This is a genomic window from Paracoccus sp. FO-3 (assembly GCF_006386455.1).
GTDB lineage: Bacteria > Pseudomonadota > Alphaproteobacteria > Rhodobacterales > Rhodobacteraceae > Paracoccus > Paracoccus versutus.
In genome coordinates, this window is record NZ_VCBQ01000044.1 from 12,751 (window position 1) to 25,660 (window position 12,910).

The 12,910-nt window shown below is 66.6% G+C and carries 14 protein-coding genes; 3 read left to right on the forward strand and 11 right to left on the reverse strand.

Annotated elements, in window-relative coordinates; genetic code table 11:
- Positions 1–17: 17 nt before the first annotated feature.
- The 5 genes from trbJ to trbB are packed head-to-tail and all read right to left on the reverse strand — an operon-like array spanning position 18 to position 5,060.
- A complete protein-coding gene (trbJ, locus tag FE811_RS13640) occupies positions 18–803 on the reverse strand; it encodes a P-type conjugative transfer protein TrbJ (protein ID WP_072462933.1) in 786 nt (261 codons plus the stop codon).
- On the reverse strand, positions 800–3,433 hold the full coding sequence (gene trbE, locus FE811_RS13645; RefSeq protein WP_072462934.1) for a conjugal transfer protein TrbE: 2,634 nt from the start codon (positions 3,431–3,433) through the stop codon (positions 800–802). The genes trbJ and trbE overlap by 4 nt, the downstream gene beginning before the upstream one ends.
- Positions 3,434–3,445: 12 nt before the next feature.
- Positions 3,446–3,727 (reverse strand): VirB3 family type IV secretion system protein, encoded by a 282-nt coding sequence (locus FE811_RS13650; RefSeq protein WP_072462935.1) that lies wholly within the window; start codon positions 3,725–3,727, stop codon positions 3,446–3,448.
- Positions 3,727–4,059, reverse strand: coding sequence for a TrbC/VirB2 family protein (locus FE811_RS13655; RefSeq protein ID WP_072462936.1), 333 nt, complete (start codon positions 4,057–4,059; stop codon positions 3,727–3,729). The genes FE811_RS13650 and FE811_RS13655 overlap by 1 nt, the downstream gene beginning before the upstream one ends.
- On the reverse strand, positions 4,056–5,060 hold the full coding sequence (gene trbB, locus FE811_RS13660; protein ID WP_072462937.1) for a P-type conjugative transfer ATPase TrbB: 1,005 nt from the start codon (positions 5,058–5,060) through the stop codon (positions 4,056–4,058). The genes FE811_RS13655 and trbB overlap by 4 nt, the downstream gene beginning before the upstream one ends.
- A gap of 278 nt (positions 5,061–5,338) precedes the next feature.
- Here trbB and FE811_RS13665 point away from each other — a divergent pair, with 278 nt between their 5' ends.
- From FE811_RS13665 to FE811_RS13675, 3 genes are all read left to right on the forward strand, one after another.
- Positions 5,339–5,602, forward strand: a complete 264-nt coding sequence (locus FE811_RS13665; RefSeq protein ID WP_072462938.1) for a plasmid stabilization protein — start codon at positions 5,339–5,341, stop codon at positions 5,600–5,602.
- Entirely contained in the window at positions 5,599–6,024 is a 426-nt protein-coding gene (locus tag FE811_RS13670) for a type II toxin-antitoxin system VapC family toxin (RefSeq protein WP_072462939.1), read from the forward strand. Before FE811_RS13665 ends, FE811_RS13670 begins: the two co-directional genes overlap by 4 nt.
- Positions 6,025–6,360: 336 nt before the next feature.
- A complete protein-coding gene (locus FE811_RS13675) occupies positions 6,361–6,738 on the forward strand; it encodes a hypothetical protein (RefSeq protein WP_072462940.1) in 378 nt (125 codons plus the stop codon).
- Positions 6,739–6,921: 183 nt separating this feature from the next.
- Here the strand turns inward: FE811_RS13675 and FE811_RS13680 are convergent, their stop codons facing one another.
- Genes FE811_RS13680 through FE811_RS13705 form a run of 6 tightly spaced genes read right to left on the reverse strand, consistent with a single transcriptional unit; the run spans position 6,922 to position 12,908 of the window.
- Positions 6,922–7,371, reverse strand: a complete 450-nt coding sequence (locus FE811_RS13680) for a CopG family transcriptional regulator (protein ID WP_017998408.1) — start codon at positions 7,369–7,371, stop codon at positions 6,922–6,924.
- Between the two features lie 13 nt (positions 7,372–7,384).
- Positions 7,385–9,385 carry a conjugal transfer protein TraG gene (locus FE811_RS13685; protein WP_072462941.1) on the reverse strand — a complete coding sequence of 667 codons (2,001 nt, stop codon included), beginning with the start codon at positions 9,383–9,385 and terminating at the stop codon, positions 7,385–7,387.
- Between the two features lie 32 nt (positions 9,386–9,417).
- A complete protein-coding gene (locus FE811_RS13690) occupies positions 9,418–11,211 on the reverse strand; it encodes a DUF3363 domain-containing protein (RefSeq protein ID WP_072462942.1) in 1,794 nt (597 codons plus the stop codon).
- On the reverse strand, positions 11,208–11,465 hold the full coding sequence (locus FE811_RS13695; RefSeq protein ID WP_139294029.1) for a hypothetical protein: 258 nt from the start codon (positions 11,463–11,465) through the stop codon (positions 11,208–11,210). The genes FE811_RS13690 and FE811_RS13695 overlap by 4 nt, the downstream gene beginning before the upstream one ends.
- Positions 11,462–12,136 (reverse strand): hypothetical protein, encoded by a 675-nt coding sequence (locus FE811_RS13700; protein ID WP_255469735.1) that lies wholly within the window; start codon positions 12,134–12,136, stop codon positions 11,462–11,464. The genes FE811_RS13695 and FE811_RS13700 overlap by 4 nt, the downstream gene beginning before the upstream one ends.
- Entirely contained in the window at positions 12,093–12,908 is an 816-nt protein-coding gene (locus tag FE811_RS13705; RefSeq protein ID WP_072462944.1) for a lytic transglycosylase domain-containing protein, read from the reverse strand. Before FE811_RS13705 ends, FE811_RS13700 begins: the two co-directional genes overlap by 44 nt.
- Between the last annotated feature and the right edge of the window lie 2 nt (positions 12,909–12,910).

Below are 12,910 nucleotides of genomic sequence, written 5' to 3' on the forward strand. Positions count from 1 at the left end.
TGCGCCTCCTCGGGGCTTCAGTTGTTGAATATCCGGGCATTGCCGGGCTGGTAGCCGATGCCGGGCGTCAGGAAGCGTTCGCGCTGGATGCGGCCCTGTTCGGTGGCCGCCGCGCGCTCAGCCTCGGCGAGCGCCTCGGCGCGGCCGGTGGCGGCGAGGAGCGCGGTGAGATCGGAAAGCTGCTGCGATTGCAGGGCCAGCAGCTGGTTGCCGGCCTGGCTGGCCTGCAAGGCACCGGTGGCACCCTGGCTCTGTTCGACCAGCGTCGCCATCTCGGCCCGCTGCGCCTCGATGTTGTTGGTGACGCCGGCCTGGACGCGCATGGCGTCCTGCAACCCGCCCATGGTGTTGCTCCAGCGGGTCCGGGCATCGGCCAGGAGTTGTTGTTCGGACATCGAGAGATCGGGCGTGCCGTATTCCTGCTCGAACGCCTGGTCGACCTTTTGCACCTCGAAGGCGATGTTCTGGGCCTCGTCCAGCAGTTGCTGGGTGCGGGTGACATTTTGTTGCAGCTGCTGCAGCGAGCTATGCGGCAGGCTGGCGAGATCGCGGGCCTGGTTGATCAGCATCCGCGCCTCGTTCTGCAGCGAGGCGATCTGGTTGTTGATCTGCTCCAGCGTGCGCGCCGCGGTCAGCAGGTTCTCGGTATGGTTGGTCGGGTCGTAGACAATGCGACCGAAGCCGCCGAAGAAGGCTTGGGCTGGCGGAGTCAGGACCGGGGCCAGCGCCAGCGGTGCCGCCAGCGCAAGGACCAGTGCCGTGGTGCTGACGGAACGGGTGATCATGGATGGTCTGCGCGTCATGGCGCGGTCTCCTTATCTGTGCTTGTTTCTGGTCCTGCCTCTGCGAGGGTGGATGCTGCCTTGGCGTCGCCGGGCGCGACCGCGTCACCGGCAGGTCCTGTCTCCGCGTCGGTGAACCCGGCATCGTCCGGTCCCGCCCCGTGATCAGTGCGTGCCGTTTCTGAACTGATCGGTTCAGATACAGGCATGCCGGTGGCTTCCGGCGCCAGATTGGCGAGGTCCGGGATCAGCTCGGCCGCCCAGTCTACGCCGCGCGCCCGGAGCCAGGCGGAGAGGAAGCCGTCACGTCCATGTTCGGCGAGGACCTGACCGATCAGCGTTTGATCGGATTTGGCGGATGCGGCGCAGAGCGCGAGACCGACTTCGCTGAGGCCCAGCTCGAACAGCCGGTTGCCACGCCGGGACTGGCAATAATAATCCCGCTTGGGCGTCGCCCGCGCCAGGATCTCGATCTGGCGGTCGTTGAGGCCGAAGCGGCGATAGATCGCGGTGATCTGCGGCTCAACGGCACGCTCGTTGGGCAGCAGCAGCCGGGTCGGGCAGCTCTCGATGATCGCCGGGGCGATGGCGGAATTGTCGATATCCGACAGCGACTGCGTGGCGAAGACGACCGAGGCGTTCTTCTTCCTGAGCGTCTTCAGCCATTCGCGCAGCTGGCCGGAAAACCCCTCGTCGTCCAGCGCCAGCCAGCCCTCGTCGATGATCAGCAACGTGGGTCGCCCGTCCAGCCGGTCGCCGATGCGGTGAAAGAGATAGGACAGAACCGCCGGCGCGGCGCCGGTGCCGACCAGGCCCTCGATCTCGAAGGCCTGCACCGAGGCCGCGCCCAGATGCTCGCTCTCGGCGTCGAGCAGCCGGCCCCAAGGACCGCCGATGCAATAAGGGCGCAGCGCCTGCTTCAGATCGTTGGATTGCAGCAGCACCGCGAGGCCGGTGATGGTGCGTTCTCCGACCGGCGCCGAGGCCAGCGAGGTCAGCGCTGTCCAGAGATGCTCCTTCACCTCTGGGGTGATGGCGATGCCTTCGCGCATTAGGATGGCGGAAATCCAGTCCGCCGCCCATGCCCGTTCGGCCGCATCGTCGATGCGGGCCAGCGGCTGCAGGGCGACGGAATTCTCCGCATCCTCGGACAACCCGCCGCCGAGATCATGCCAGTCGCCGCCCATGGCCAGCGCCGCCGCCCGGATCGAGCCGCCGAAATCGAAGGCAAAGATCTGCGATCTTTCGTAGCGGCGGAACTGCAGCGCCATCAGCGCCAAGAGCACCGACTTGCCCGCCCCGGTCGGACCGACCACGAGGGTATGGCCGACATCGCCGACATGCAGCGAGAAGCGGAACGGCGTCGCGCCTTCGGTCTTTCCAAAGAGCAAAGGGGGTGCATCGAAATGCTCGTCCGACCCCTCGCCGGCCCAAACGGCGCTCAACGGCACCATATGGGCGAGATTCAAAGTGCTGATCGGCGGCTGGCGCACATTGGCATAGGCATGTCCCGGTAGCGAGCCGAGCCAGGCGTCCACCGAGTTCACAGTCTCGATCATCGCGGTGAAGTCGTGGCCCTGCACCAGTTTCTCGACCAGCCGCAGCTTCTCGTCGGCGATGCTGGCGTCCGCGTCCCAGACGGTGATCGTCGCGGTGACATAACCCATGCCGGCCACATCCGCGCCGAGTTCCTGCAAGGCCATGTCGGCGTCGGTGGCCTTGTTGGCGGCATCGGTATCGACCAGGGCCGCGGGCTCGCTGGTCATCACCTCCTTCAGGATCGCGGCGATGCTCTTGCGCTTGGCGAACCATTGCCGCCGGATCTTCGTCAGCAGTTTCGTCGCATCGGTCTTGTCGATAAGGATGGCGCGGGTCGACCAGCGGTACGGAAAGGCGATGCGGTTCAGCTCGTCGAGAATGCCGGGCGTCGTCGCGGTCGGAAAGCCGGTGATGGTCAGCACCCGCAGATGCTGCTCGCCGAGCCGCGGCTCCAGCCCGCCGGTCAGCGGCTGGTCGGCGAGCAGGGCGTCGAGATGCATCGGCACTTCCGGCACGCGCAGGCGCTGCCGGTTGGTGGAGATGGTGGAATGCAGATAGGTCAGCGTCTCTGGATCGTCGAGCCAGCGGCATTCCGGCATGAAGCCGTCGAGCAGCGCCAGCACCCGGTCGCTGCGGTCGATGAAACCGCGCAGCAGTTCCCAGGGATTCACCCCAGATGTCTCGCGGCCCTCGTAGAGCCAGCTTTCCGCGCGGGCCGCCTCTTCGGCCGGCGGCAGCCAGAGCAGGGTGAGAAAATAGTCCGAGACGAAATGGCTGCCTTCCTGCTCGAAATCGGCCTTGCGCTCGGCATCGACCAGCGCCGAGGCGGCATCGGGGAAGCGGCTGTCGGGATAGGTGGCGGCTTCGGACCGCTGCGCCTCGACGAAGATGGCCCAGCCCGAGCCGAGGCGGCGGAAGGCGTTGTTCAGCCGCCCCGCCACCGCGACCAGTTCGGCGGCCACGGCGGAATCCAGATCGGGGCCGCGGAATTTCGCCGTGCGCTGGAACGAACCGTCCTTGTTCAGCACCACGCCCGGCGCGACCAGCGCCGCCCAAGGCAGGAAGTCGGCGAGGCGGGAAGCGGTGCGGCGATACTCGGCGAGATTCATCATCGCATACCTCCGTCAGACCGAGAGATGGCCGGGGAGACGCAGGTGGCGGCGCCCAACCTCGACGAAGAGCGGGTCGCGCTTCGCCGCCCAGACGGCGGCGATGTGACCGACCGCCCAGATCAGGATGCCGGCCAGCCAGAGCTGGAGGCCGAGACCTACGGCGCCGGCCAGGGTGCCGTTCAGGATGGCGATGCTTCTCGGCGCGCCGCCGAGCAGGATCGGCTCGGTCAGGGCGCGATGCACCGGGACGGAAAAGCCCGGTACGTCGGAAAGCTGCTCGAAGCCCTGCGTCATCAGACCAAGGCCCCGCCGCCGAAGCTGAAGAAACTGAGGAAGAACGAACTGGCCGCGAAGGCGATGGAGATGCCGAAGACGATCTGGATCAGCCGGCGAAAGCCGCCGCCGGTATCGCCGAATGCCAGCGTCAGGCCGGTGACGATAATGATGATCACCGCCACGATCTTGGCCACCGGTCCCTCGACGGAATCGAGGATGGATTGCAGCGGCGCCTCCCAGGGCATCGAGGAACCGGCGGCATGGGCGGCGGGCGCCAATACAAGGCTGACATAGGCGAAGCTGGCGGATGCCGCGATACGGCGGGGAAGCTTCAATGCAGGTCGGATCATGGAGAATCTCCGATGTTTTGATGGGTGTCGGTCTCGGTGTCGGGAATCACGGGTGCGATGCGGTATTCGCCGTCCGGCCGAAGGCCCTCGACCCGGACCAGTTCGGTGAGACGGCGATTGCTGCCGCGTCCGGCCAGAACGGCGATCAGATCCACGGTCTCGGCGATCAGCGCCCGTGGCACGGTGACCACGGCCTCCTGGATCAGCTGTTCGAGGCGGCGCAGGGCTCCGATGCCCGATCCGGCATGGATGGTGCCGATCCCGCCGGGATGGCCGGTGCCCCAGGCCTTGAGCAGATCCAGCGCCTCGGCGCCGCGCACCTCGCCGATCGGGATGCGGTCGGGCCGCAATCGCAGCGATGAGCGGACCAGATCGGAAAGCGTCGCGACGCCGTCCTTTGTGCGCATCGCCACCAAATTCGGCGCGGCGCATTGCAGCTCGCGGGTATCCTCGATGATGACGACGCGGTCCAGCGTCTTCACCACCTCGGCCAGCAGCGCATTCGTCAGCGTGGTCTTGCCGGTGGAGGTGCCGCCGGCGACGAGGATATTGGCGCGGGTCACAACGCCAAGCCGCAGCGCCTCGGCCTGCATCCGGCTCATGATCCCGGCGGTGACATAGTCGTCGAGCGTGAACACGGCCACGGCGGGCTTGCGGATCGCGAAGGCCGGCGCGGCGACCACCGGCGGCAACAGGCCTTCGAAGCGTTCCCCTGTCTCGGGCAGTTCCGCCGAGACGCGTGGGGACCGGGCATGGACCTCGGCGCCGACATGATGCGCGACCAGTCGGATGATCCGCTCGCCGTCGGCAGGGGACAGCCGTTCGCCGGTGTCGTTCAGACCCTCGGAAAGCCGGTCGATCCAGAGCCGCCCGTCGGGGTTCAGCATCACCTCGACGATATCGGGATCCCGCAAGAGGGCGGAGATGGCAGGCCCGAGCGCGGTGCGGAGCATGCGGGCGCCGCGCTCCACACTTGCCTCGATGTGGTCCGAACCTGCCATCCCGTCCCCCGTTCCACCGGGGCGGCGAGAGGAAAGCCCCGGATGGGGTCGACTAAAAGAGCCTCAAAACGAGAGAGTGCAACAGCTATTCAGCTGCCGTCGTAGTCTGGCGTAGAAAGACAGGGAAACGGCGGTTTTGCCCTTTCGGGAAAACCAGCGCAGGTGGCGGCAGGCTGACGAATCAACTCCGGTATGATCAGCATCACCAGCCACTAACCTTGACATCATTTTTTCAGTGACGATATCAATGATGTCAGTTTCCGGGAGTCGCAATCGCCATGCCCGCCATCACCATCCGCAATCTGTCCGCCGAGACGCATCGGGCGCTGAAGATGCGCGCGGCGCAGCATGGGCGCAGTACCGAGGCCGAAGTGCGCGACATCCTCGAACAGGCAGCGCGACCGCAGAACCGCGTCCGGCTGGGGTCGCTGCTGGCCGAGATCGGCCGCGAAGCGCGGATGAGCAAGGAAGAGCACGCCCTGTTCGAGACTGCGATCCGGCGTGACCGGACCCCTGCCCGACCGATCGATTTCGACGAATGATCCTGCTCGACACGAATGTGGTCTCCGAACCGATGCGGGACGCGCCGGATGCCGGAGTCGTCCGCTGGATCGATGAGCAGGCGATCGAGACTCTGCACCTTTCGGCCATCACCGTGGCCGAGATCCGGTTCGGCATTGCTGTGCTTCCCGACGGCAAGCGCAAGGCCCGCCTGCATTCCCGTTTCGAGAAAGAGATCCTGCCGCTGTTCGAGGACCGCATCCTGCCCTTCGGTCTCGCAGCCTCGGAATGCTACGCAAGCCTGATGGCGCAGGCGCGCGGCAGGGGAACGATCATCGGCCAGGCGGACGGCTTCATCGCCGCAATCGCCGCCGCCGTCGAGTTGACCGTCGCGACGCGCGATACCGCGCCGTTCCTGGCTGCCGGCATCACCGTCATCAATCCATGGGAGGAGGCGAGATGAACCCGGAAGCCGTATCGGGCCGCCATTTTCGTCAAATGCCGAATATTTCCGTCAGTTTTCTGACCTAAGGAACTCCCGTGAGGGCCGCTGGGAAAAGCCTTTAGCGGTCGCACGAATGAGGGAAAAAGCGACCTTGCCGATACCTCGGATGAGCCGGCGAACCGGAACCCTGGAGTGCGAGGCGTGGGAGAGTGCTTGTGGCAGTAAGTTGTTACCCGTGGATTTGACCGTTGCTAGCCTCTCGGAGGTTAGGGGCCTGCGGAAGAAATCAAGGGTTGCGCTCCGGCTGGCGTACCATACGCTGTCCGACCACGTTCGTTTTCTCAAGGGGAGCAGATGCCGCGATACCCGCACTGGACCGAAGCTGAGTTTCCGGCTGCGAAGACCTTCTGGGCGTCGATCGCAAAGATCGACGAGAAGATGAGGGAGGATCCATATCGCTGGACCCTTTCGAAGGAGGCAAGGCTTGGTCAGTATGCGGACTTCAAACCGGGAAAGCTTTCCCATTGGAAAAACATCATCCGGACTAGCGGCCAGGTCACGCCGACGGAACTGAGTCTCAGGGGCGGGGACGATTTCGACGTCATGGACGGCCGGCATAGGATCTATGCCCTCCACGAGGAGGGGTTCACGGACGTGCTTATCCAGGTCCTCCCGATGGAGCCGGGCGATGAGGGGAAAATTGATAGGCTAGCGGAACGTCTCGCGCCTTAACCATCCCCAATGGCAATAATTCCCCGCAAAACAAAGGCCTGTGTTGGCGGGAAGCGGCGAGCCCGCCATGGTGGGTGTTCGAGATGAAACGACACGCTCCCGCTCTTGATGCAATGATCCTCGAATAAGAATCCTCGCCATTTAACGGTCCTGGCTACCGCCCCGCCGGAACAGAAAGTGTTGTCATACGGCCCCTTCGGCAGGGTCGAGTTTGGCCGGCTCATCCCCCGCCCCCGCGACATCCTCCGGTATCTCCTTGAGAAAGCTCTCGCCGGATTGCAGCCTGCGGCCGAGGGTCTCGACGAAGCCCTCGAAGCGTTCGCGGCCCTTGGCCTGGGCGGCGGCGTAGCCCTCGGCCGGGACCGGCGGCGTGACGGTCAGCCAGAAGCGGACGAAGAGCGCCAGGGTTTCGGCGCAGAGGCCGACATCGCGTTCGAGCCGCATGATCTGGCGCGACATGCGGTCGAGCCGGCGGGTAAAGGCCGCCTCGCGCCGGTCGGCATCGTCGGGCGAGAGAAAGGAAGCGACGGCGGCCTCGACGATGGCCGAGCGCGAGACCTTCCTGCTGTCGGCGAGATCCGAGATCTGCCGCAGCAGTGCGGGCGGGAAATAGACGTTCAGTCGTTGGCGCATGTTTTTTGACTCCTTACATGGGAATATCGTCGCCGGGATCCATCGAGGCCTGCCGGGCGACACCAGCCATCTTGCGGCGCAGCGCCTGGCGCTGGCGCGCGGCATCCGCCTGATCGTCACCGAGCAGCTGCCTGAACTCGTCCTCCGGCGACGGTTCCTTCCGTTCGTGGACGATCTCGACATGCTCGGGCAGTTCCGGCTCGCGGCGCAGGCCGGAATTGGCCTTGTCCTGGCGTTTTGCCTTGGACGTTTCACCGGCCCCTGCCCGATCCGCCGCCTGCTTCGGCGGCTTCAGCCCGGTCCAGTCGTCTGGTCGCGGTGATGGAGCAACCTCGCGCGGATCGGGCGGGGCCAGCATCCGCTCCCTGAAGCGCGGATCGGCATAGTAGCGCGCCTTCCGGGCCCGGATCGGCGGAGTGCCCGCGACCATGACGATCTCGTCCTCCGGCGGCAGCTGCATCACCTCGCCCGGTGTGAGCAGCGGCCGGGCGGTCTCGGAGCGCGAGACCATGATATGGCCGAGCCAGGGCGCGAGGCGATGGCCGGCATAGTTCTTCATCGCCTTCATCTCGGTGGCGGTGCCGAGCGCGTCCGAGACCCGCTTCGCGGTCCTCTCGTCGTTGGTGGCGAAGCTGACCCGGACATGGCAGTTGTCGAGGATCGCGTTGTTCGGGCCATAGGCCTTCTCGATCTGGTTCAGCGACTGCGCGATCAGGAAAGCCTTCAGCCCATAGCCGGCCATGAAGGCCAGGGCGGATTCGAAGAAGTCCAGCCGCCCCAGCGCCGGGAATTCGTCGAGCAGCATCAGCACCCGGTGCCCGCGGTCCTTCGCATGCAGATCCTCGGTCAGCCTGCGGCCGATCTGGTTCAGCACCAGCCGGATCAGCGGCTTGGTGCGCGAGATGTCGGAGGGCGGCACCACCAGATAGAGCGTCGAGGGCATCTCGCCCGCGATCAGATCGGCGATGCGCCAGTAACAATGCGATGTCACGGCCGCCACGACCGGGTCGCGATAAAGGCCGAGGAAGGACATCGCCGTGCTCAGCACGCCGGAGCGTTCGTTCTCGGATTTGTTCAGCAGTTCCCGTGCGGCGCTGGCGATGACCGGGTGCGGTCCGGCCTCGCCCAGATGCGGGGTCTTCATCATCGCCGCCAGGGTGGCCTCGATCGAGCGGCGCGGATCGGAGAGGAAGGCCGCGACGCGCGCAAGGGTCTTGTCCTCCTCGGCATAGAGCACATGCAGGATGACGCCGACCAGCAGCGCGTGGCTGGTCTTTTCCCAATGGTTGCGCTTTTCCAGCGAGCCCTCGGGATCGACCAGGATATCGGCGATGTTCTGGACGTCGCGCACCTCCCATTCGCCGCGGCGGACCTCCAGCAAGGGATTGTAGGCAGCCGAGGCCGCATTGGTAGGATCGAAGAGCAGCACCCGGCCATGCCTGGCCCTGAACCCGGCGGTCAGCTGCCAGTTCTCGCCCTTGATGTCATGGACGATGGCCGAGCCGGGCCAGGTCAGCAGCGTCGGCACCACCAGCCCGACGCCCTTGCCGGATCGGGTCGGCGCGAAGCAGAGCACATGCTCCGGCCCGTCATGGCGCAGGTAGCCCTGATCGTAGCGGCCCAGCACCACCCCATCGAGACCGAGCAGCTCTGCTCGTTCGATCTCGGCGCGGCCAGCCCAGCGCGCCGAGCCATAGGTGTCGACATCGGCAGCCTCGCGGGCCCGATAAACCGACATCAGGATGGCGATGCCGATGGCGAGGAACCCGCCCGAGGCGGCGATGATACCGCCCTCGACAAAAATGCGCGGGGCATAGGCGTCGTAGAAATACCACCACCAGAACAGGGCCGGCGGGTAATAGACCGGAATGCCCCAGACCTCGAACCAGGGCGGCCCGAGCTGGGGTTGGAAGCCGAGCCGCCAGGCCGTCCATTGCGTGCCGGACCAGACGAAGATCAGCACGATCAGGAAGACCACGCTGATCTGGCCCCAGAGGATCTTCGTGCCGAACATGGAAACACCTCCTTTCAACAAGGGTTCTTGCGTTACAGCCCGAGGTCGCGCCTGCACCCCAGCGACCAGTCGATGCCGTCGCCCGGTTTCGCCACGCCGGAGACATGCCGGCCGATCTGGCCTTCGAGGTCGCGCGACCAGGGCACCAGCTGGAAGCTCAGACCGTCGTCGATGACGGCGAAGCGGCCCGACGAGAGGGACAGCTGCCGGCCACAGGTGCCGGCGACATTGTCGCCAGCTCTGGCTTGCACATGCCGCAGCCCGGTTTTCCGGGCGAGCTCGGCACCGACCGCATCGAGTTCGCGGCGGCGCAGGGTGGCGAGCAGATGGCGCCGCACCAGGATGCGCCCACCCTCGCGCCGGGCGAGGCCTTCCCCGACCAGATGCTCGGCGCGGGCATCCATCGCCTCGCGCACCTCCTTGCCGAAACCGCCCATGGCCAGCGGCATCGGCCGGCGCTCGACCAGACGGTGATCGAGCCAGGTGGCGCCCGGCGCGGCGATCTGGCTTTGCAGATCCAGATCGGAACGATGGGCGAGCCACAGCGTCGGGTTCGGATCCTCCGGCCCGCCGAAGCGGCGCAACTCGACGATGCCGCCGAGCGGCGGGGCCTGGTCGAAGGCCTCGATCCCGCGCAGGCGGATATGATGGGCGCGGCCGTCGACACCGTCGACCACCGCATAGGCCTCGCCGGTCAACTCGTCATGCAGCCCGAGATCGACCAGCCTCCCGATGACGGGCGGGCCGTCCCGGCCGCTGTCGGTGACAAAATCGAGAACGCCCCGTTCCTCGCCCCGCCCGGCGAAGGCCCGATGCATCCGGCTGACGATGTCGCCACGCCGACCCAGGTCGCGCAGGGTGCGCTCCACCTCCAGCCCCAGCATCCATTCGCCGGGACCGGCCGATGTGGCGAGCCCCATCTTCTCCAGATGTTGCAGCCGCCCGATCATCAACCGCCGCGGTTCGGGACTGCGCCCGGTGGGTTCGCCCCGGATCGGGGCGTCGGGGCGCAGGTCGATGAATCCCATCTCGTCGGCCTGGCGCCGGATCGTGGCATCGAGCCGGGTCCAACGTTCCGCCGTCACCTCGCGTTCCAGGGCGAAGCGGATCTCGTGCTCCTGCCTGGGGCCGAGTTCGAGGGAGACCAGATCCTCGGCGCGGGAGCGCAAGCCGTAGCCGATATAGTCGCGCGAGATGACCAGATCCTTGCCGGTCTCGTCCGCGCCGCGGACCAGCAGATGCACATGCGGATTGTCGGTGTTCCAGTGATCGGCGGCGATCCAGTCCAGCTTCGTGCCGAGATCGGCCTGCATCTGTTTCACCAGATCGCGGGTGAAGGCGCGCAGATCGGTCATGTCGGACGCATCCTCGGGCGAGACAATGAAACGGAAATGATGCCGGTCGTCCTGGCAGCGTTCCGCGAAACCGGAATCGTCGGCATCGTCGGAGGTGGCATCGAACATCAGCCCGTCGCTGTCGTCGCGGCGGACGCCCTCGCGCTTGAGATAGGCGAGATGGGCCGTCATCGGGGCGGAGCGGAAGGATCGCCCCTTGTGCCGGACCACACGCGCCTTCACCACCACCCGGCGCTGCGGCGAGAACAGCCGCGAGCGGCCGAAGCTCGCCCGCCCGCGCCCGAAGGTCGAGTGGCCGGTGCGGACGGGTCGTCCCGAGGACGACGAGCCCCCGTCCGGTCCCGCCTTTCGGACCGGCCCCGCCTTCCGCGCCGCGCGCAACACCTGATTGACGAAGCTGCCGCTGCGCGGTGCCCGGGTCGAGCGCGGCCGGCCCGGACGGATGCGGAATTCGCGGTCGTCGCTGCTCATGACAGCCCTCCCTGCCCCGCGATCCGCGCAACAGTGCCAAAAACACCGTTGAAATCGCGTGAAAACCCCAAAAACGCGGCACCGCCGCCGTCCGACCGGCCTCGAAAAAGACCCGCCATGTCAATGGCGTAGGTCTTTGACGGGCCGGGGCTTTTACCTTGCCATAGCCCCAAGGGCGGCGTGGCCCCAAAGGCCGCGCCGCCCGTTCCTTCGCTGTTGTACGCTGCAGTGCGATTTCTGCGATTGGGGCTCATGACGGGCCTCCCGGGCGGGATCGCCCTCGGCGGGCGCTATCCGGTTGAGGAAAATCGGGCAGCGGATCGTCAGGCAGGGTGAATTTCCGCTGCCATGATTGCCACGCCGCGGTGACGGCGCCAGTGCCGGGAAACAGGTCGTCGAGCCTGTCCTCAGGCCGCGCGGCGACCATCTCGAAGCACCAATGACAGACGGCTTCCGGCTTGGCGCCGGTCAAACCGCGGCGCAGGGTGATGCTTTCCTGGATCCAGTCACGCAGCACCAGCCGCTTGCTGACCACGGGCTTGCGGGCGGGTTTGACGATCACCGGCTCCCAGGCCCAGGCGACCGGCACGTTGCGCTTGAAGGCGGCGAAACCCTTCACCCAGGCCATCCACCGGGCGCCCGCCGACTCGACCAGCGGTGCAAGAACGGCGAAGGAGTGCGGCGTCGCGGCGGCGTGCAGGATCCAGCCGTCGTAGTCCCGTTCCAGCCGTTCGATCAGCGCCGCGTGATCGACCTCGCCGGCGTAATCGGGACGGTCGCGGTAGAGATGCGCGCAGCCGATATAGGGCGGGTCGGCATAAGCGATCTTCATGGCTGCGGGCTCCTGACTGTGCAGGTGGCGTGATGTTTGGAATGTTTTTTCATTGCACGGATCCCGCATCGGAGCGGCGAACGAACAGCGCATCGGATTGCGGTGCGACGGCGTCTGAAGCGGTGTCGGACGGGCCAGCAGGCGGTTCCGGATCGGCAGCCAATGCACCATCGGACAGCACTGGTTCTGCAGCGGACCGGCGCACGAACAGACCGCCGGGCTGGGGTCGTTCCGCATCCGGGCCGTCGATCATGCTGCCGGCGAATAGCGGGGCCTCGTGCCAGTCGGTTGGCGGCGCGGCGGCGAAACCGGTGCCGGGCAGCGGGTCGCCGCCAAGCGGCGCCAGCATGGCGACATAGGCGCGGGTCTCGGCCGGTAAGGTCCGGTCCGAGACCAGATATTCGTCGTAGCGCCCCGGACCGGCATTGTAGGCCGCCAACATGGCGGCGACATTGCCGTAGCGGTCATGCATCTCGCGCAGATAGGCGGCGCCGGCGAGGATGTTGTCGCGGGGGTCGAACGGATCGCTGCCGAGAGCATGGCGGGCGCGCAGCGCCGCCCATGTCTCCGGCATGATTTGCATCAGGCCCATGGCGCCTTTCGACGAGACGGCCTGCGGATCGCCGCGGCTTTCGACATGGCGCACGGCGCGGATCCAGCCGGGCGGGATGCCGAAGCGCAGCGAGGCTTCCGCGACATGGGCCGCAAAGGGATCGCGGCTTTCCTGCACGACCGGCGGCGTGGTCTGCGCCAGCGGGCCGGCAGCCGGGACGGCGGCGAGGGTCAGGCCGGAAAGAAGAAGGACGGCGATGCGACGGGCGGCGCAAGCCCGCCCGCCGGCACGATGAGGAACCGAGAACGGCATGG